We start from the raw sequence: 20,890 nt of genomic DNA on the forward strand, positions 1-20,890 counted from the left end.
TGCCTCCGGCGGCGCTTACAGCGAGTTTTTGCCTCCGGCAGGTCTTCGACGAGCCTCCGGCGGCCAAAGAACCTTTCTGTAGAAAGGTCCTCTGGACTCCCCAAAGACTTTTACTAGCGAGGCCTGCTCCCCAAGGATGACCACCTCGCGGCTTGAGCCCCACTACCTTGGCATAACCAAGATCAGTGATCCACGATTGGTAGCATACATAAAGCTCACCAGCGTAATAAAAAACGGACTACCCTCGCTGATAAAAGTTTTTGGAGATTTTTAAGAACCTTTTTTCAAAAAGGTTCTTAAAGTCCCGCTGACAAGCGCCGTCGGAGACATCACGTAACGCAAGGCCTGTTCGCAGCAGAAATAACAAAGATAAAAATTATGATTAAAACACCCCCTCCAGCTATTTTTGATGTCATTGTAGTAGGCGCTGGTCACGCTGGTGCCGAGGCCGCTATGGCGGCGAGCAACCTTGGCATGACCACGTTATTGCTGACGATCAACTTGGATCACATCGGCGCATTATCTTGCAACCCTGCTATTGGCGGCCTTGCGAAGGGTCACATGGTACGCGAGATTGATGCACTTGGCGGCATGATGGGGGTCTGGGCTGACCAGTCCGGTATTCAGTTCCGCACACTGAACACCAGTAAAGGCCCTGCTGTACACGCAACCCGCGCACAGATTGACCGCGACGAATACATGCGTGTTGTTAAGCGTGATATTTTTACACAGGAAAACCTGTGGGTATGGCAAGACACTGCAGATTCTTTGATCACTGAAAACGGACGCTGTACCGGCGTACGCACTCTGCTTGGTCAGGAATTTGCGGCTAAGACTGTTATCATCACCACCGGCACATTCATGCGCGGCCTCATCCATGTTGGTTTGAACAACTTCGCTGGCGGTCGCCTTGGTGATCCGGCAAGCAATAGCTTGTCTGAATCCCTTAAGAGCGTGGGTCTGGAACTTGGTCGTCTGAAGACTGGTACTGTTCCGCGTCTCTTGAAAGACAGCATTGATTTTTCTGTGATGGAACCGCAGCCGGGCGACACTCCGCCGCCTCCGTTCAGCTTCCGCACTAAAGAAATCCCTCTTCCACAGCTTCCTTGCTACCAGACTTGGACTAACGAAGAGACACACGAGATTATCAAAACCGGTTTTGACCGCTCTCCACTGTTTACGGGTGTTATTGACGGAACCGGCGCGCGCTACTGCCCTTCTATTGAAGATAAGATTGCACGCTTCCCTGATAAAATTCGACACCAAATTTTTGTGGAGCCTGAAGGTCTTAACAGCCCTGAGTGCTACCCGAACGGCATCTCTACAAGCCTTCCGCTGGATATCCAGAAGGCTATGCTCAAGACTATTCCCGGTCTTGAGAATGCACAGATCATCCGTCCGGGCTACGCTATCGAATATGATTACGCGAACCCGACTCAGCTGCGTCCTACCTTGGAAACTAAGGCTCTTCCTGGTCTTTACCTTGCAGGTCAGGTTAACGGCACTTCCGGTTACGAAGAAGCTGCAGCACAGGGGCTGTGGGCTGCTATCAACGCATACTGCGCACTGACAGACCGCGATCCATTTATCCTTGGTCGCGATCAGGCATACATCGGCGTTCTTATTGATGACCTTGTAACCAAGGGCACCAAAGAGCCGTACCGCATGTTTACCTCCCGTGCAGAGCACCGCCTGCTGCTGAGAGAAAGCAACGCGGATATGCGCCTCACTGAAATCGGTCGCAAAGTCGGTCTAGTTAAAGACGACCAGTGGGAAATGTTCGATGCAAAACGCTCTGCGCTTTCCACTCTGCTTGAAGAACTGGAAGAGCGCCGTATTAAGCCGGACGCACCTGTACGCGCAATCTTTGACGAACTTGGCGAAGCACATCCTTCCAAGAGTCTTACTCTTGCAGAAGTATTACGCCGTCCTGCGCTGAACATTAATGACCTGAAAGCATTCTGGCCTGAAATTGCTAACTTTGCTGAAGACGCAAAAAAAGAAGCACAGGTTGTTGTTAAATACGCTGGCTACCTGAAACGTCAAGACGAGCTCGTACAGCGATTCAGCCGCATGGAAAGCGTTCCTCTTCCGGCAGACCTCGATTACACCGAGGTTGCAGGTCTAACCCGCGAGGTAGAGGAAAAACTTGCAGCCGTGCAACCACTTAACCTTGGTCAGGCGTCACGTATTTCTGGTGTTACCCCGGCAGCAATTTCCTGTCTGGAAGTTCACCTGAAGAAGCTCGGCAAAATCTAATACAATAATAATAAAAACAGCCATCGTCTGCGATGGCTGTTTTTTTTGATCTTTTTTCAAACTACACTTATTTGGCGCAATCTGGATGCGTTATTGTATAAGGCTAAGTTTTATTTTGGTGCTATTTTTGCAAAATAAAGTTTTATTTCCGAAGCGTAATAACCACCGTTCAGATGAGACATTTGTTCATTTTTTCGGGTATAGAACAAACCAGTTCACATTATTATATTTTCGGTATAGTTTTTTAGCGTCCTGTCTCAACCTGATCTTGCGTTAACCAGTACAAAAAGCAGAGTATTACGTGTTCAACTTCTCATTCAGCGCCTCCACAAGTAATAACTTCTTTTCACAGATTGGAAAAAACTTTTCCGCATCGTCCTTCCGAACGGAAACTGCTCTTTTCACAGTCTACGCTCTGCTTTTGATTGTTGTCATCCTGATTGCAGTCATTATCTTTATGTGGTTCAAAAACCGTAAAAACGCAAAATACGTCCCGCATGACTGGGTTCTCCACCCTTCCCATATTACGAATACATTACGTATGGCACGCGATGAACGCGAGAAATTCGAACTGCAATTTCACTCCAAGGGTGAAAAACGCCGTTCTACCTCCTGCCTGCTGACCACTATCAACAAAGAAACAGTCACTATTGAGTGCAGCCAACTTACGAACCTGAAAAGTTCATGGGTGGGAAGAGATGTGGATTGCTACTTTCAGGTGCGAAAATCCAGCACCGGCAATACATTTTTCATGTTTACGACACAAATTATCGGCATTCGGGGCTGTACAGACGGCACAGTAGTGCTTACTTTGAAAATTCCTAACAAGCTGGAACAGCGACAGAAGCGTGCTTCGCTACGAATTTCACCGCCGCAACAGTATGTTATGGGACTAGCTGTATGGTCTGCACCCGAAGGTCTTTCTACCAAAGGCACTCTAGATATCCGCAAATGGGGGCGCCCTGTTTTGACGTACCTTCCAGAAAAAAGTTTCCAAATCATACTGGAAAACCTCTCTGCTGGAGGTATCAAGGTTCGCATACCAAGATCCGAAATGCGCAACTGCAATCTGGACTTTAAAATCGGCGACAAGCTCTTTATGCTACTCGATCTTTGGGATCCAGATACAGGGCAACGTGTCCGCTACTGGCTGCTGTGCAGAATTCAAAATCCGTTTATCGATTTTGTAACGCACGACGCCGAACTAGGTCTGCAGTTCCGCTTCACCGCTCAGCCCGATGCAAATAGCCCTGCAGAACTGCGCTGGAATGAAGAACCGATTGGAACCGGACTGGACAGCATAGGCAACTGGGTGATGCGCAGGCATCTGGAATTGTACCGCGAAAAAGGAATCTAACATCTTGCAAGCAGGTACGGAAAACGCCAGAGAGCACATCCAATGCTTGCACAACACGAAACTCATCGGTACAGTACTACAGTATGTATCGTGCCCCATTTTTTAGAAACTTTAAAAAGGAGACCCATCTTGGACGGAGGTTCTGAGAGTCGATTGTGGAACGTACTTGGTAATTTTTTCAGTAAAACAACTGAAGAAGACGTTGAAAAAGCCATTATCGATGCCCGTGAGGAAGGAGAGCTTGAAGCCGAAGAAGGCTCGATGCTCCTTAATGTACTCTCACTTGATGAAACTCAGGTTCATGAGATTATGGTTCCTCGTACAGATATAATCTGCGCAGAGACAACCACATCCATTGGCGACCTTGTAGAACTCATTGTTGAATCTGGACATTCCCGAATCCCACTGTACGAAGACAACAGGGATAATATAGTAGGTATTATCTACGCAAAAGACTTACTTATTCACCTGCACGACCCGGCACTGCGCGATAGCCCGCTTATAAGCTTTATGCGCAAACCGTTTTTTGTTCCGGAAACAAAAATTGTAACAGACCTGTTGCAGGAATTCCGTACCAGAAAACAGCACATCGCAATTGCTGTTGATGAATACGGTGGCACATCCGGCCTCATCACAATTGAAGACATTCTCGAAGAGATTGTCGGTGAAATTGAGGACGAGTACGACACCCCTAAATTAGAAGATATCCGCGCCACTGAGGATGGAAACTACATTATTACAGGCCGTGCTTCACTTGATGATGTAAGTGAAGAACTTTCAATTACACTCGAGTCTGAGCAAGTGGAGACACTTGGCGGGTTCTTGAGTGAACTTGCAGGCCATGTTCCGCAGTCCGGTGAGACATTCCAGCTTTCCGGTTACAACTTCACCATTGAAGATGCGGACGCCAAACAAATTCGACTTATCAGGACTTCGAAAGCTGACGAGGCTGCTGAAACCCAATAAGTACTTATCTGAAAAAATAACTCACACCCTGCTTTGGCGGGGTGTTTTCTTTTACCGTCGGTCAATCGCTCTTACTGTGTTAGTATACACTGCAATTTGAGCACCTTGACCGCAGCATAAAAAAACGTCAGGGTGCAGCAATGCTTCAATTTGCCCCATTACTTGCCATGGGAACTGTTGGACTGGCTATCGGTTCTGCCAATACTATCTACCAGTTACCCCCACTCGTCCTACTCTTTCCGGCTTGCCTCTACCTTATCGGAATTCAGGCAGAAACGGGTGCTGTAGCGTTTCGAAAAGGTCTTATAGCGGGCATGGCAGCATTTACCGCATGCCTGTACTGGATTGCTGTTCCATTTGCAGAACAAACATCCATGCCAACGTACCTTGCCGTCAGCGGGCCTCTTGGCGTCTCCTTTGCGCTGGGTTTCTACAGCGCAGCCTTTTCATGGTTCTGCAATAAATTTCTGCGTAACGCACCTCCACTCTATGTCGGGATGAGCACCTTCTTTATCTGGGGTGCGCTCGAACTAGCTCGCGGGATTCTCCTCAGCGGATTTTCATGGGCATCACTCGCCGCTGCATTCTCGGAATGGCCTGCGTTTGTTCAACCGGTTAGCGTTCTCGGCGCGGAAGGCTACTCCGCCCTGCTTGTCGCCCTTGCCTGCTATATAACTGCAGCTATGATCGCAAGTTCGGTCAAGCACTCCGTTGCCGCCCTTGTATCACTGGCTCTACTTTTTACTGCCAGCTACTGCTCGTGGATTCAACCGGCAGATGCCACCGCGAATATCGAGATCGCCATGGTTCAGGGCAACATTAATCAGGGAGCAAAATGGGATAAACGCTTTGTGCGCGGCACAGTAGAACGCTACGTCACATTGAGCGAAAAAGTTTTTGATCATCCTGTTGATCTTGTTATCTGGCCGGAAACGTCCATGCCGTTCTATCTTCAGAGCCACCCAGACTACCTTCCAATCATACGAAGACTTGCCATCGCCAGTAAAGCACCGTATCTCATCGGAACTCCCGGCTACGCCAAGGGAACCGAGGGACGCAAGTACGATATTTTCAACAGAGCGTATTTAATCGACTCAGAAGGCCTTATGCTTTCCTGGTACGATAAAATGCATCTGGTCCCGTTTGGTGAATATGTTCCGTTCTACATCCCGTTTACTGAAGAACTGCTTCGGGGTACCGGAACCTTTGAACGGGGCACGGTCTATGAGCCTATCACCACTGGTAATCTTGCAATGGGTGTACTGATTTGTTATGAAGCTATATTCACCGAACTTGCGCAGGATCGCGTTGAAAGTGGTGCGAATATACTCATAAACCTCAGTAACGATGCATGGTTCGGAAAAACTGCTGCACCAAAACAGCATCTGGATATGACTGTCCTGCGTGCGGTAGAACAGGGACGCTATGTGGCCCGTGCAACAAATACTGGTATTACTGCTATAATTGACCCAAAAGGGAACATTACAACTAAAGGAAAATCATTCCGTGCGGATGTAATCTTCGGTTTCGTAGGAACGAGAACCGATTTTACATTCTATCATCGGTTCTTTTCTTTAATTCGCGCACTGATTGTTGCCGGAGCTATAGCGGTATTGGCCTACTCCATTTATACAAATAAAAAGAAAGAAATATAGCATGCTTCAGTTAGCAGATTTAAGAACAAAGAGTAACGCTTTAACGGAACAGTTCAACTCCTTATGGAGGAGGCTTTGACCTCAAGGGCAATAAAGACCGCCTTGATGAAATCGAAAAACAGCTCTCAAGCCCTGGTGCATGGGATAATCCAGACAAGCTGACCCCTGTACTGCAGGAAAAAAGTCAGCTTGAAGCTCAGGTTGAACGTCTGGAAAACCTCATGCAGGCTCATGATGACTTAGCAGAATGGCTTGCACTGGCTGAAGAGGATCAAAGTCAGGAAGTTCTGGAAACGCTGAATATGCAGACTGAACTTCTGGAAGAACTGTTAGAGCAGACTGAACTTAACTTACTGCTAAGCGCACCGGAAGATCAGAACGATGCAATTCTGGAAATTCATCCCGGTGCAGGTGGCACAGAGGCTCAGGACTGGGCTAAAATGCTCCTCCGCATGTATGCGCGATGGGCAGACAGACATAAATTTAAAGTCGAATACCTCGACTTACTCGACGGCGACGAAGCTGGCATCAAAAGTGTTACGCTGCGTATCAAGGGTGAAAACGCCTACGGATTTCTGAAAGGGGAAAAAGGGATCCACAGGCTTATACGCATCTCGCCGTTTGACTCTTCTGGCCGAAGACATACTTCGTTTGCTTCGGTTGATATTATTCCTGACGCCGGTAAAGGCATTACGATTGATCTCAAAGAAAGCGACCTGCGCATTGATGTGTTCCGCTCCAGCGGCCCTGGTGGTCAGAGCGTTAACACAACAAGTTCCGCTGTACGTATTACGCATATCCCGACAGGCGTAACCGCGCAGTGCCAGAACGAAAAATCGCAACACGCGAACAAAGATACCGCGTTGCAGATTCTTAAATCCAGACTGTATGAAATTGAACTGCGTAAAGTGCAAGACGAACGTCAGGCAGAATACGCAGGGAAAATGGATATTAGTTTCGGTAGTCAGATACGTACTTATACGCTTCAGCCATACCGTCTTGTGAAAGATCACAGGACAAACTCGGAGATCGGGGATGTTGATTCAGTTCTAGACGGAAAACTGGACCAGTTCCTGCGTGATTTCCTGCTTTATCTACATGCAGAAAAGACTACATAACATACGCACAGAAGGCCTTGAGAACCTGACAGCCGAACTGGATAAACTGCGTCAACTTATTCTGACACAGACAGACTCTGCCACGATATCTCAGGCTGATCAGCAGCTAGCGCTTACTCGAATTGTGCCCGGTATGACAATGGATACATGGAATAACTTGTCCGAAAGGTACGGTTTTTCCAACTGGCTCGCACTTGATCTGGATAGTTCAACATATTTCAATATTGCAAACTTGCAAAAGATTATTGAAGACCTGACCGACAAGTCAGAACGCGACCCGTTAACCGGACTGTATAACAAGAAAGCCTTTGAACATAAGCTCACCATGGAGCTGCAAAGGGTTGAACGTAGCAATGGTCAATTAAGCCTTGCAATTATTGACCTTGATAATTTTAAAAACATTAATGACACCTATGGTCATAATTGTGGTGATGAGGTTATCAGAACACTAGCTGATCTGTTAGACGCATCCACCCGAGGATATGATCATGCGGCACGCATCGGTGGCGAGGAATTTGCACTCCTGTTACCGGGTGCCGGTCCGCTCAGAGCAAAAGCTCTGATGGATAGACTCTGTTCGACATTTGCTGACACGTTTATAAAATGCACGGATGCTAGCATCCAGTGCACTTTCTCCGCAGGTGTTGCCTCCCTCAAGGGACGTAACAAAGCAAAAGGTAAAGACCTTTTTGAAGTGGCGGACAAGGCTCTGTACCAGGCAAAAAATGCCGGTAAGAATCAGGTACGTGTCACCCGACAGCTCGTTGAGTTCGAATATGATCGATCCACCATGGTGCATTCTAACGAAAAACAATTCCTTTTTTCTGGATCTAAATAAGGCAGTTACCCCGTATGAAAGCCAAAAATACTCTCACCATTTCCATCCTAAGCGGCAAAGGCGGCGTGGGGAAAACCAACATAGCTCTGAACCTTGGCTACTGCATGTACAGGGGCGGATTCCCCGTCATGCTAATGGACTGTGATTTGGGACTTGCCAACCTTGATGTTCTGCTTGGCGTTACTCCAGATGTCAATATGCAGAGTCTATTAGACACAGATACTCCAGCAGAAGAAGTCGCATACCCTATTGAACCAGACGGCTTCGACTTTCTCCCAGCTGCTTCCGGCGTACCTGAGCTCGTTGAAATGGACAGCGACCTGCGCAACTTACTCTTCCAGCGCCTTGATCCACTCTTCAGCAACTATGAATACCTGTTAATGGATCTTGGTGCAGGCATTACACCTACAGTACTTGCCTTTGCAGCTATGACACGTATCCGTATCGTAGTTGTAACACCGGAGCCTACCTCTCTTACAGACAGCTACGCCCTTATGAAGGTTCTTTCCACACAGCACAATGTGAAAGACTTTTATATCATTGTAAACCAAGCTGAAGACAAAGCCGAAGAAACAAGCACATACAACAGGCTTGCAACAGCTTGTGAACGCTTCCTCGGCTTTACTCCTGAGTTTCTCGGCGGCATTGCTCAGGATAAGATGGTGCCTGAATCTGTCCGAAAACAGGTTCCATTGATGAAAAATGCTCCTAACAGCCGCGCTGCAAAAGACATCTTTGCTATTGCAGTAAAGTTGCAGAAAATCAAAAAGAGCATGTTAGAAGACATTTCTAAATCAATTTTTACAAAAAGTACGAGTGATCTCAGCAATTAACTCTTGAATATTTAAACAGTTTGCGTCATAATAAATTAATTCAAGCAGATAGAAAGTACCTACTTACATAAACATAAATCCAGAACATCTACGCTGCATCGTGCAGTGGGAGTTGACAATGAACAAAAGCGAACTGATTAAAACTTTGTCTGAAGATAACAACATTGCTATTGAAGAAGCAACCATGATGGTTAACGTCTTTGTAGATAGCATGAAAGATGCGCTTACCGAAGGCAACCGCGTTGAAATTCGTGGTTTCGGCAGCTTTAAAATGAAAGAATACGAAGGTTACACCGGTCGTAACCCAAAAACCGGTGAAATCGTAACCGTTCATCCTAAGCATCTTCCGTTCTTCCGCGCAGGCAAAGAACTTAAAGAGTTTTTGAACAGCTAAGCCTGTTTTACATATCTCTACGAAAGCGCAGGTTTCGACCTGCGCTTTCCTCTTATCTACTGAACATTGTTCACTAAAAAGCCGCATCACCTCATAGGAGGTGATGCGGCTTGCGTTTGTGCTCTTTTTTGCCGCCCTACTATCCCTATCCAAAACTTCTCGTCCCTTGAGCACGGTCAACGGCTCTGTAAAGAGACCTTAGGACTCCCAAAGTCTGTTCAAGATGAAAAAGCCCGTCTCTTAAGCCGTTGGCAGCCACAAGGAGGCTACCTCCCCGTCACGAAAAGAACACACGAGGTTCTTCTTTCTCTTACGAGTTCCATCTAGTGTGTAAACCATATACAGTTGTCCCATTAGCTATGATAAAAATTGTTAACAATTGTTGAATGCTACATCAAAAAAAACATCCTTCAGACAAAACAGACGTTCACTACCTCTCAACAAATTACGATAAGATAACCCCTTCCCGGCAAACAATGCCTTAACGAACAGGCGTGCTTAGTCCTTAAAGGCTTCTGGTGATTGATAGGAACCTTTCTACAACGCCTTAGGATAAGAAATCAAAGAAAGAGACAACAAGCAAAACACCATCCAATACGACAACCCAAACTTGTTATTTCAGGTTAGAGATATTGATTAATATCTGTAAGTGATAAAACATTTTCACTCTGTTGAGAGTAACGGGTTGACCTTCTCTCTTTTGTGCAGCAGAATCATAGGGAGTAGCCAACTTAAGTCGTCTAATGCTGCACACCATTAGGCGGTCTTACACACACTACATTGATTTGATGATGAAATTTTTTTCATCCCTTTTTCTGTAGCCGTATATTGCTTTACGGAGCCAGAAAACAAGACATAATGCTTTTATTTTGGGTGTTGATGCAGAAACGGGCACTTTCTGCCGACACCAGGAGTTCTCATGAATCCTACCATGGAGCACGTAGCTATTTACAAAATGCAGGGCTGCGGCAATGACTTTGTTTTCATTGACAATCGGGAATACAATGTGCCTGTTTCACATATGAGTGAGTGGGCTCAGAAAATCTGCCGCCGCGCATTCGGCGTAGGTGCAGATGGCCTCGTTTTCTTGGAAGAGTCAGATGACACCACTCTTGATTACCGCTGGCATTTCTACAATGCCGATGGTTCCCGAGCAGAGATGTGCGGTAACGCATCGCGTTGCGCTGCCAAACTTGCAGTCCAGATCGGTCTTGCTGGCCCAGTTCATACATTTGGAACTGACGCAGGCCCTATTCGCGCAGAATTTTGCGACGACGGTGAGATCAAAGTTGAACTCACACCACCTCAAGGACTGGAATTAAACAAAACAATTACGTTGAAAGACGGTGACGACGAAATTCATTTTGTTAACACCGGAGTTCCGCATGCTGTTTACCTTGCTGAAGATGCATCCAAATTGAACGTAAAAGAGCTTGGTGCACTTGTACGTTACCACGATGTATTTGCCCCTGCGGGTACCAATGCGAACTTTATGAGTGTTATTGACCGCGAAAACGTACATCTTCGCACGTACGAACGCGGCGTTGAAGATGAAACTTTTGCCTGCGGTACTGGTGCCGTGGCAGGTGTTGTTGTAGCACACGCCCTTGGGCTGACCGGCACTAATGTACGTGTAAAGTCTTCTGGCGGAGAGATTCTGAGCATATCTATCGAAGGTGACAGCGTTTTCTTGAAGGGTAAAGCGCTCGTTGTTTACACTGGTAATGCTGTGCTTGAATCCCTCGGACTCACGTTAGACTAACACTACAAACCCGCTGCGGGCAGCACATTTGCCCACATGAGGAGGCTATATGAATTTTTCCGGAGCCTATACTGCACTGGTAACTCCATTTCGAAATGGCAAAATTGATGAAGAAAGCTTTCGCGAGCATATTGAATGGCAGATTACTGAAGGTATCCACGGCTTAGTACCGTGCGGCACCACTGGCGAATCTGCTACTCTTACTCACGATGAGCATAAGGAAGCTATTCGAATCTGTGTAGAACAGGCAAACAAGCGTGTGCCGGTTCTTGCAGGTGCTGGTTCCAATAACACTAAAGAAGCTGTTCACCTCACCCAGTTTGCTAAGGATGCAGGTGCAGACGGCGTACTTCTCATCAGCCCTTACTACAACAAACCAACTCAGGAAGGCATTTACCAGCACTTTAAACATATTGCTGATACCATCAGCATTCCTATGGTGCTATACAACGTACCGGGCAGAACCGGTAGCAACATCCTGCCTTCTACTGTTGCTCGTCTGCATAAAGACATTCCTCAGGTTGTCGGTATTAAAGAAGCAACAGGCAACCTCACTCAGGCATCTGATATTATTGAACAAAGCGGCACATCCCTCAACGTACTCTCCGGCGATGACTTCACCCTGCTGCCACTGCTCTCAATCGGCGGCGCTGGCGTTATCTCCGTAGTATCCAACCTGCTGCCAAAGAAAATGGCGCAGTTGTGCGAGGCATGGGACAAAGGTGATATTGCTACCGCACGTAAGCTGCACTATGAAATGCAGCCACTGAACCGTGCCATGTTCATTGAGTCTAACCCTATTCCTGTTAAAACAGCCCTTGCACTGCAGGGCAAAATGGATACAGACTTCAGACTGCCTATGGTTCCACTTGCAGAAGACAACTTAGAAAAACTTAAATCCATTATGACGGATGCTGGTATCTTATAGCAGACGTAACATCATGATATGTAAGTAAAGCCCGCAGTTGCGGGCTTTACTTTTTTTATAAGGTACTCCTCCCACCTATAGGGGTTGCGCTATCGGTGTTCACGAGGTACTAATCTTTAACAAAAATGACGACTGAACATCATATCAACCCTAGCAATACTAATACGATATGAACGAACAGGATTTACCACTCGAACGCCCGTGGCTGGACAACTATGATCCGGAAGTACCGGCGAACCTGAAATACAAAAATATTTCTATCCCTACATTGCTTGATGAGGCGGCTGAAAAAACGCCTAAACGCAATGCAGCTATTTTTAAAAACTACAAACTTACATACAAAAAGCTTCACACACTGGCAGAACGCTTTGCAGCTAACCTGCGCGAACAAGGCGTTAAGCCAGGAGATCGCGTATCAATCATGATGCCGAACCTGCCCCAGACCATTATTGCATTTTGGGGAGTGCTCAAGGCTGGTGGCATCGTTGTTATGACCAACCCTCTCTACATGGAGAAGGAACTGGTTCACCAAATTCATGATTGCGGCGCAAAGCACATGATTACGCTTGATCTTGTGTGGCCTAAAATTAAAAAACTGCGCAAAAAGTTACCTATTGAGAAGTACTTTGTTACCCGTGTTTCTGATGCGTTATGTTTTCCGCTAAACACTATTTTTACGTTAAAAAATAAGTGGCAGAAAACGCACATCAACGTTCCATACGACAACAAATCCGTTCTTCCATGGAAGGCTCTTTTTGAATCTAAAGAACAGTTAAGTGTTCCTATCAAGGATCCTAAAAACTCTATTGCATTGTTGCAGTATACAGGCGGCACAACAGGCATTTCCAAAGGTGTAATGCTTTCTCACGCCAACATTACTGCCAACGTTGAACAGTGCTATGCAATGCTGAGCGGAATTTCAGAAGAACATCATACGTTCCTCGGATTACTTCCTTATTTCCATGTGTTTGGTCTTACTGTAAGTATGTTATTCCCTTGTGCGCTGGGAGCAACTGTTATTCCTTTCCCAAGGTACGTGCCGAAAGACGTTCTTGACGGAATAAAAAAGTACAAGCCGACTATCTTCCCGGGTGCCCCGTCTGTGTACATTTCACTCATGCAGCAGAAAACTCTTTCCCAGTATGACTTAAGCTGCATCAAGTACTGTATTTCCGGTTCATCTCCGATGCCGGTTGAACAGATGCGCCAGTTCAAAAAAATTACCGGTGCACAGCTACTTGAAGGCTTCGGCCTTACAGAAGCGTCTCCGGTAACACACTTGAACCCGCTGATGGGTGTTTCCAAAAACGGCTCTATTGGTCTGCCATTCCCAGACACTGAAGCCCGCATCGTGGACATGGAAGTGGGCAGTGTTCCACTCCCTACCGGAAAAATTGGCGAACTTGTTATCCGTGGCCCGCAGGTTATGATGGGCTACTGGAACCGTCCGGACGAAACTGCCTCAACCCTGCGTAACGGCTGGTTGTACACCGGCGATATCGCCACAATGGATGAAGAAGGCTACTTCTACATTGTTGACCGCAAGAAAGACATGATCATCGTTGCCGGTTACAACGTATACCCGCGTGAGATCGACGAGGTGCTCTACGAACACCCGAAGGTTCAGGAAGCTGTTACTGTAGGTGTTCCGCACAAAACTCGTGGTGAAATCATCAAGGTTTACATTGTACCTAAGGTTGGTGAAGAACTTACCAAATCGGAAATTCTTTCCCACTGTCGCGAAAAGCTTGCAAACTACAAGGTTCCTAAGCAGGTAGAATTCCGCGATGAGCTGCCGAAAACAATTGTTGGTAAAGTTCTGCGCCGAGCCTTACGTAATGAGGAAGAGAAGAAGCAGGATTCTAAAAAAGCTGCATCTAAAGCTGAAGCTTCTGCTGAAGCAGCAAGCCAACCAGCTCCTAATCAGGTTGCCGCTGAAACAACTGCTCCTGAACAGACAAAGGCAGAAACGGCTCCACAGCAGGACCAACAGATTCAGGCTGATGATGCACCAGTAACTGCAGAAACCGTTACCGCTGCCACAAACGACACTGCAGTTGAAGCAACCGCAGAAACAAAGACCGTACAATAACAATGAAACTATTACTTCAGCGAGTGAAAAACGGAGCCGTTCACATTGACGGCAAATCCGTTGCTTCCATCGACACCGGACTTGTTGTTCTTGTAGGATTTGGTGCACAGGATACAGAAGACTTGCCGTCTAAAGCGGTATGGAACACCATGCTGCAAAAAATGATCGGTCTTCGCATCTTTTCTGATGAACAAGGTAAAATGAACCTGAGTCTTAAAGATACGGGCCACAGCCTGCTTCTGGTTCCTCAGTTTACCTTGTACGCAGACTGCAAACGCGGCCGCAGACCTTCGTTTACGTCTGCATGTCCTCCTGCTGTAGCTACAAAGCTGTTCGACACCTTTGTGGCACATTGCAAGGCGGAGCTGCCAGACTTAGTACAATGCGGCGTTTTCGGAGCAGACATGGATGTATCGCTCATCAACTGGGGGCCTGTAACCATCATGCTCTCATCTGAAGACTTTGCCTAGTTACATACTAAAAACATTACTAATAAAGGCCGGACACTATGCGTTCGGCCTTTTCTTTTACCAGCCACTAATACTCACCGCATCTTAAGTAAGTACCATAATCCCTACTGGCATACACCACCGCAACAAATAGTAACTCGCTGTTTTCCAGCGTTTTTCCAGAGTAGAGGCCAATCCTTAAATTGCAGTTCTAGACATTTTATATTAAAAAACGCACTTACCTATAAGGTTATAGGGGAACGAACCGATAGAGTTCGTATTGGGATAAATTCAGGGTCTGCGGCTAGGATGCACATTGTTCACCTACCGTTTCTAGAGTGGCATTACAGAATCGAGAACCACATGAATCCAGCTAAGACGTTCAGATTAGGCTCTGCGCTAGTTCTTCTGTGCAAGAATGACCTAACACATGAACTATGCCAACCATTTAAGGAATACTTTGAAACACTTGTAGCAGTTCAAGACTACCAGCACCTTGTAGTGGATTTGTCAGACTTAGGGGAGATTGACGAGTCCGGGCTACATCTGCTTGTGTACTTAAACTCACGAGTGCGCGGTCACGGGAAAGTTTTGTACATCCTTTCCCCTCCACGACACTTCCTCGAACTTCTGCAACAAAAAGAACTACTGCGGTTTTTTAATCTTTTCCGGAACGAGGACGATATGCTTTCTAGCCTTCCTCTCTAGTGGGAGCTTTCGTATGACTTACTATTTACGCCACTACTTCGACCCCTTTTTCAACCACACAAAGCTCTCACCAGCTGCCGCTTCCGGCGGTCGTGTTGATCACCACTGCCTTGGTTACGTGCAGAACGTTATCGCTGGTCAAGTTCTCGCTGAATTTGTACCAACTCCGGAAAATACAGAATCTTTAGACCCGCAGTTTATTTTTGACTCACCCGTACTTCCGGCAGGACCGAATACGATGGTTAATCCTGAAAACAGCCACCAGCTCCTTGCCGAAAAAAATGGATATGTCTTTTACCATGAAGACCTTATTTCAGTAAAAAAGCTACTGAATATCCATGGTGATGTTAACTACAGTACCGGAAACGTGATTTACGTAAACGACCTCTGCGTCCACGGAACTGTACGGACAGGATTTGAACTGCTGGCACGCAACATTCTGGCAAAAGGTACTGTAGAAGGTGCAACAATCCGAGCCTTGGCTGCATTCACAGCAGAAAAAGGAATCAAGGGTGCAAAATCCTGTGTTATTGACGCCGGAAGTAATATTCGCGCTGGATTTTGTGAAAACAGCGAACTGCATGCAGGCAACGACATTTATATTGAAGGATCATCCCTCCATACAGACATGTCGTTAAATGGAACGCTTGTCGTCAAAGAGAGACTGCAAGGCGGCAAGGTATACGCTAACAACATGGTATATGTTGGCGAACAGCTTGGTGGCGGCATCAATACCCCTACATCCATCATTATGGGGTACCCCCCTGCTCTAATGAGGAAACTTGGGAGCATTGAGGAAAAAATTTCAGCAGTTGATGAAAAAATTAAACAGTTATTAAAGATTAGTGCCAAAAGTGACCTCCATCGTAGCGAAAATCGGGCGAAACTCGAATTTGAAGAGAAACGAATGGGCTCATTACGCAGAGAACAACGGCGCATTATGAACTTAATGAAAAAAAACGCTAACTCAGAACTTTGTCGGGTCATTGTGCCGGGTACAATCCGCCCGGGTGTAGAAATTAGTATCGGCGGACACTACACCAAGATTAACGACTATCTGGAAAATGTAGCTGTCAGCTTACGAGACGGTGAACTACGCTTCAACTCCCCAGCAATTATCAAGAAGTAATTATATGGATATAGCAACTATAATCGGTTTATTCGGCTCGTTAGCACTCATCGTCGGTGCTATCGCCATTGGTGGGAGTCCCGCAGGGTTTATCGACGTACCTTCAGTACTTGTTGTATTCGGTGGTACCATTGCAGTAGCTTTCATTATGTTCCCCCTTGGCACAGTTCTGGGGTCAATGAAAGTGGGGATGAAGGCTTTTTTCTCCAAGGCGCCTGATCCACTGGATTCTATCGACGTTGTAATTAACCTTGCAGACCGCGCACGCAAGGAAAGCCTTGTCGCACTCGAAAAGGCAAACATTGACAACCCGTTTTTAAAACGCGGCGTTCTCCTTGTTGCGGATGGCACAGAAGAATCACTCATCCGTTCTGTTATGGAAATTGATGTTGAAATTATGAAAAAACGTCACCGCACAGGACAAGAAGTATTCAAAGGCATGGGGAACATGGCTCCTGCCTTCGGTATGATCGGTACCCTTATCGGTCTGGTACGTATGCTTCAGGCTTTGGATGATCCTTCTGCTATTGGCCCTGCTATGGCGGTTGCGCTGCTCACAACCTTCTACGGCGCTGTTCTGGCAAACTGCATTTTCCTTCCCCTTGCTAAAAAGCTTGAGGAACGTTCAAACGAAGAAGCCCTGAACATGGAACTTATGACAGAAGGCGTGCTTTCTATTTTAAATGGCGAACACCCGAACATCGTAAGAGAGAAATTAAACTCCTTCCTCCCGCCGTCAAAACGTCAGGAACGATAGTATGTCTGATTCTAGAAAACGCGGTGGGGACGAACCACCAGTAGAAGAAGGGTTACCGCTCTGGATGGCAACCTTTGCCGATCTGGTGACGCTGCTTCTTTGCTTCTTCGTTCTTCTGCTTTCGTTTGCCCAGCAAGACGCTAACAAATTCAAGACGCTTGCAGGCTCAGTTAAAAACGCGTTCGGTATTCAGGTAAAACGTAAGACAGCAAACTTTGCTGCGTTTTCCCCGACAAAATTCGAACGTTCTGATGTAAAGCTTGCGAAAGAAGATCAGATGATTCTTGGCTTGTTGCTCGAAATAAAAAGTTACATGCTGGAAGATCCATCACTGCAAAAAGTTGCAACGGTAACTGCGGATAACAAAGGACTTATTCTCCGCATTCCGGTAACAAGCTTTTTTGATTCCGGTTCTGCTTCGTTGAAATCTGGAAGTGAAAAACTATTAGACGGTGCCATTAACATTTTGAAGCAGCACACCGTAAACATGGTTGTTCGCGGGCATACATCCAATACTCTGGCCCAAACGGAAGCATACCCTACAAACTGGGAACTTTCCTCTGCCCGTGCTGCTGCACTGTTGCGAGCCATTATGTCTCGTTCCGACATTCCGGCTTCACGCTTAAAAGCAGTTGGCTATTCAGATTCGCGTCCGTTATTGCCAAACACTACAGAAGAAAACAAACGGCTTAACAACAGGATGGAATTCTATATCCACCGTCCTGAGGACAAAAGCTGGTAGCCTGTATTCCGGCATATCTTTCCACTTTAGATTTACAAGGGCGGCTTCTGATGAGGCCGCCTTTTTTAGTCAACAAGCAAAACCAACACTCCACTCTCAGCAGCCCCTTTCCACTAGCTACATGACAATTCCTGCATGCATGGGCAATATTTTCCCACGACAACACAGAACTAATACTTCAATTTTATTGAATTTTTCTGTGGAACACTTCTTGCTTTTCATTAGGCAAGGAGTGCCAAGATGCAAATTTCGCCTACTGCATATGTAACCAAACAGGTTAAGAATTTTTCGACAGCTGGTTCAGCGGGGACCGACTTTAACGCTATTTTCGAAACCGTTCAAAAAAATAGTGAAAAATACCGTGCCAGCAAAAATCAAGCTCACAAAACTGAAACCCAGTCTTTTCATCAGGGGGTCAATTCAATTAAAAATCTTCCGATTAGTTCAGATGATTTTAAAGAAATTGAAAAGACATTAGAGAAAGCCGGCGTACAGGAAGACACACTCAAGCGTCTTAAGGATCAGGTTGATGACCAGTCCCTTACTTGGGACAGTCTTTTCGGCTTACTCAAACAGACTGCACAGTTTGATTTCAAACCGGAAGCAGGAGAACTTACTCCCGGTGCACGAAATAATATTTCCTCTTTCCTACAGCAGGTCGGGATTGACCCAGCCAAGACTAACGACATTCTTGCTGACCTTCAGGCCGGAAAAACTGATCAGGCTTGGAGTGCCATTTCTGATGCATTAAAAAATGTAGATGAAACAGCAGAACTCTCCATTAATCAAGGAGAACTGCTTGCGCTTGGCAAGGGACTGCAGCTTGACAAAAACACGCTTGCCAAGCTCAAGGGCATGGTTGACGGTGCCAATGAAAAGATGACCAGCACTGACTTAAAACAGCTTGCTGCTCTTCTTGATTCATCTCTTGATGCGCAAAACGCTTCAGGTGAAAAGTTGCTGGAAAAAATTAAACAGCAGCTTAATCCTCTTATTGCAAAAGCTATTGAAGGCACCGAAAAAATTTCAGCAGGCATCCACGCCACCAAGGAAGAAGCTGCTGCGCAGATTTTACGCACAGATCAGGCAACTGAAAAAAGCCTTGGATTGATGACAAGTGTTAACAGTAAAGATGGTTCTACTTCTACAACTGCCCAGTCTGCACTATCTTCTACAGATACTCAGAACGGCCTGACAACACTCACCGCAGCCGCTGTTGCCAGTGCTTCCGGTGCAGACTCAACCGGTTCTGATGCAAACTCCTTGCTAAACAGCAACCAGAACGGTTCCGGCAACACTTGGATGAACTTCTTTAATAATGTTGCTGTAGCAGACACATCCTCTATGGGACAGTCCACCGCAGCAACCATGACAGATTTTCTCAACCAGAGTACAGCACTTAAGCAGACCAACACTACTATTCTGGAACAGATTCAGAGCGGTGTTTTCAAATCACTGCGCAACGGCGTGAGCCAGCTTTCATTAAAAGTTAATGCAGCTGACCTTGGTCCGGTTACAGTACTGGTATCCACTAAACGTGGTGAAGTTGCTGCAAGCATCCGCACTGAAAATCCAGAAGCGGCCAAGGCAGTACAGGAAAACATCCACGCACTTCGTGCCTCTCTGGAAGCACAAGGTCTTAAAGTTGATAAAATTGATGTCCAGACCGGGGCACACAATCATCTTAATGATCAAGGATGGAAAGACGCAGAACAGCACAACGCACAGCAGGAAGCGCAACAACGTTTCCTTGCAAAACAGCAGTTCCGTCAGCTTAAAAATGCTAAACAAGATCTGATTAACGGAACAGCACTCCCGCCACAATCAGTTCATTCACTAAATGGTTTGTATCTTGTTGCCTAGCACACGGAAAACAAAAAAAGCGGCAGTCTGAAAAGTCTGCCGCTTTTTTTGTTTGGTCATCTGAAAGCTAATTGTGAACAGGTTCAAACACAATCCAGCAACTCCTTCCCCCTACCCACTTCCTGCAATAACTGCCCACTCCAAACAGAACTGTCTTCCTCACACGACAACAACAGGTCATGTCGCATTGATTGATGGGTTCTGTGATCACCTGTTGGAAAATATTGCCCACATATTCTCCACAGCCCTTTCCAATCCTGCCACCCTGCAAATCCTGCCTCTCTTATTAGAATCTGCTTATACTGTCCGCGCATTATAAGGAAAAAATGACCTGAATTTTATATAAAGATGAGCTTAATTTTTCTTTATAAAATATTAACATACTGTTTATATTAGCATTTTTAAAGTTGGCACCACCATTGCTTTATACAAATCAGTAAAACATGGAGGTTATACAATATGTCTTTAGTTATTAACAACAACCTGATGGCAGTGAACGCAACCCGCAACCTGAACGAGTCCTACGGTAAACTCGCAACATCTACCCGTAGACTTTCTTCAGGTCTCCGCGTTGGCACCGCAGCTGACGATGCTGCAGGTCTCGCAATGCGTGAACTTATGCGTGCAGATATTAAAACCCTCGGTCAGGGTCTGCGTAACGCAAACGACGGTATCTCAATGATTCAGACCGCGGACGGCGCTCTCGGCGTTATCGATGCGAAGCTCATCCGCATGAAAGAGCTTGCCGAGCAGGCAGCAACCGGTACTTACACCGATGTTCAGCGTAAAATGATCGACCAAGAATACCAGCTCATGGCTAAAGAAATTACCCGTATCGCACAGGATACCGATTTCAACAGCAGAAAACTTCTTGCTGGTTCTGGTGAAGATATCGAAGTTGAAAAAAGTGTCGCTCAGGCTATCGCTGGCCAAACCAAAGCAGCTACAAAAATTAGATCAGACGGTAACACTGAGACTTGGGGAGTCGATGGACCTACAAGCGAAAAAATCGTTGCTGCTGCTGCTGATGGATTTGGCGC

17 protein-coding genes and 1 pseudogene are annotated in these 20,890 nt (G+C 46.3%); all 18 read left to right on the forward strand.

What is annotated here, in order from left to right; translation table 11 throughout:
- Window positions 1–378 precede the first annotated feature (378 nt).
- The gene (mnmG, locus tag BUR09_RS12090; RefSeq protein WP_139296840.1) at window positions 379–2,259 is read left to right on the forward strand and encodes a tRNA uridine-5-carboxymethylaminomethyl(34) synthesis enzyme MnmG; all 1,881 of its coding nucleotides are present in this window, start codon (window positions 379–381) and stop codon (window positions 2,257–2,259) included.
- A gap of 301 nt (window positions 2,260–2,560) precedes the next feature.
- On the forward strand, window positions 2,561–3,616 hold the full coding sequence (locus BUR09_RS12095; protein ID WP_074217210.1) for a PilZ domain-containing protein: 1,056 nt from the start codon (window positions 2,561–2,563) through the stop codon (window positions 3,614–3,616).
- Window positions 3,617–3,745: 129 nt separating this feature from the next.
- Window positions 3,746–4,582, forward strand: a complete 837-nt coding sequence (locus BUR09_RS12100; protein WP_074217211.1) for a hemolysin family protein — start codon at window positions 3,746–3,748, stop codon at window positions 4,580–4,582.
- 140 nt (window positions 4,583–4,722) lie between these two features.
- Window positions 4,723–6,237 carry an apolipoprotein N-acyltransferase gene (gene lnt / locus BUR09_RS12105; protein WP_074217212.1) on the forward strand — a complete coding sequence of 505 codons (1,515 nt, stop codon included), beginning with the start codon at window positions 4,723–4,725 and terminating at the stop codon, window positions 6,235–6,237.
- A 1-nt stretch (window position 6,238) separates the two neighbouring features.
- A protein-coding gene (prfB, locus tag BUR09_RS12110) for a peptide chain release factor 2 (protein WP_175566029.1) occupies window positions 6,239–7,355 on the forward strand; the annotation gives its coding sequence in 2 pieces (ribosomal slippage) (window positions 6,239–6,313 and window positions 6,315–7,355; 1,116 coding nt in all).
- Window positions 7,336–8,193: a GGDEF domain-containing protein gene (locus tag BUR09_RS12115; protein ID WP_074217214.1), complete on the forward strand. Its 858-nt coding sequence runs from the start codon at window positions 7,336–7,338 to the stop codon at window positions 8,191–8,193. The genes prfB and BUR09_RS12115 overlap by 20 nt, the downstream gene beginning before the upstream one ends.
- A 14-nt stretch (window positions 8,194–8,207) precedes the next feature.
- The gene (locus tag BUR09_RS12120; protein WP_074217215.1) at window positions 8,208–9,026 is read left to right on the forward strand and encodes a MinD/ParA family protein; all 819 of its coding nucleotides are present in this window, start codon (window positions 8,208–8,210) and stop codon (window positions 9,024–9,026) included.
- A gap of 97 nt (window positions 9,027–9,123) precedes the next feature.
- Window positions 9,124–9,420: an HU family DNA-binding protein gene (locus BUR09_RS12125; protein ID WP_281248151.1), complete on the forward strand. Its 297-nt coding sequence runs from the start codon at window positions 9,124–9,126 to the stop codon at window positions 9,418–9,420.
- 919 nt (window positions 9,421–10,339) lie between these two features.
- A complete protein-coding gene (dapF, locus tag BUR09_RS12130; protein ID WP_074217217.1) occupies window positions 10,340–11,182 on the forward strand; it encodes a diaminopimelate epimerase in 843 nt (280 codons plus the stop codon).
- Between the two features lie 49 nt (window positions 11,183–11,231).
- Window positions 11,232–12,110, forward strand: coding sequence for a 4-hydroxy-tetrahydrodipicolinate synthase (dapA, locus tag BUR09_RS12135; protein ID WP_074217218.1), 879 nt, complete (start codon window positions 11,232–11,234; stop codon window positions 12,108–12,110).
- Between the two features lie 169 nt (window positions 12,111–12,279).
- On the forward strand, window positions 12,280–14,202 hold the full coding sequence (locus BUR09_RS12140) for a long-chain-fatty-acid--CoA ligase (RefSeq protein ID WP_074217219.1): 1,923 nt from the start codon (window positions 12,280–12,282) through the stop codon (window positions 14,200–14,202).
- A 2-nt stretch (window positions 14,203–14,204) separates the two neighbouring features.
- Complete coding sequence (gene dtd, locus BUR09_RS12145; protein ID WP_074217220.1) at window positions 14,205–14,672, forward strand: D-aminoacyl-tRNA deacylase; 468 nt, start codon at window positions 14,205–14,207, stop codon at window positions 14,670–14,672.
- A 342-nt stretch (window positions 14,673–15,014) separates the two neighbouring features.
- Window positions 15,015–15,359 (forward strand): STAS domain-containing protein, encoded by a 345-nt coding sequence (locus BUR09_RS12150; RefSeq protein WP_074217221.1) that lies wholly within the window; start codon window positions 15,015–15,017, stop codon window positions 15,357–15,359.
- A gap of 13 nt (window positions 15,360–15,372) precedes the next feature.
- The gene (locus tag BUR09_RS12155) at window positions 15,373–16,488 is read left to right on the forward strand and encodes a FapA family protein (protein WP_074217222.1); all 1,116 of its coding nucleotides are present in this window, start codon (window positions 15,373–15,375) and stop codon (window positions 16,486–16,488) included.
- Window positions 16,489–16,492: 4 nt separating this feature from the next.
- On the forward strand, window positions 16,493–17,245 hold the full coding sequence (locus BUR09_RS12160; protein ID WP_074217223.1) for a motility protein A: 753 nt from the start codon (window positions 16,493–16,495) through the stop codon (window positions 17,243–17,245).
- 1 nt (window position 17,246) lies between these two features.
- Window positions 17,247–17,987: a flagellar motor protein MotB gene (locus BUR09_RS12165; RefSeq protein ID WP_074217224.1), complete on the forward strand. Its 741-nt coding sequence runs from the start codon at window positions 17,247–17,249 to the stop codon at window positions 17,985–17,987.
- 240 nt (window positions 17,988–18,227) lie between these two features.
- Window positions 18,228–19,850, forward strand: coding sequence for a flagellar hook-length control protein FliK (locus tag BUR09_RS12170; protein WP_074217225.1), 1,623 nt, complete (start codon window positions 18,228–18,230; stop codon window positions 19,848–19,850).
- A 459-nt stretch (window positions 19,851–20,309) separates the two neighbouring features.
- Window positions 20,310–20,730 (forward strand): annotated as a pseudogene (locus BUR09_RS16730) (flagellin N-terminal helical domain-containing protein); the annotation flags it as partial.
- Between the last annotated feature and the right edge of the window lie 160 nt (window positions 20,731–20,890).

It is taken from the genome of Halodesulfovibrio marinisediminis DSM 17456 (assembly GCF_900129975.1).
GTDB lineage: Bacteria > Desulfobacterota > Desulfovibrionia > Desulfovibrionales > Desulfovibrionaceae > Halodesulfovibrio > Halodesulfovibrio marinisediminis.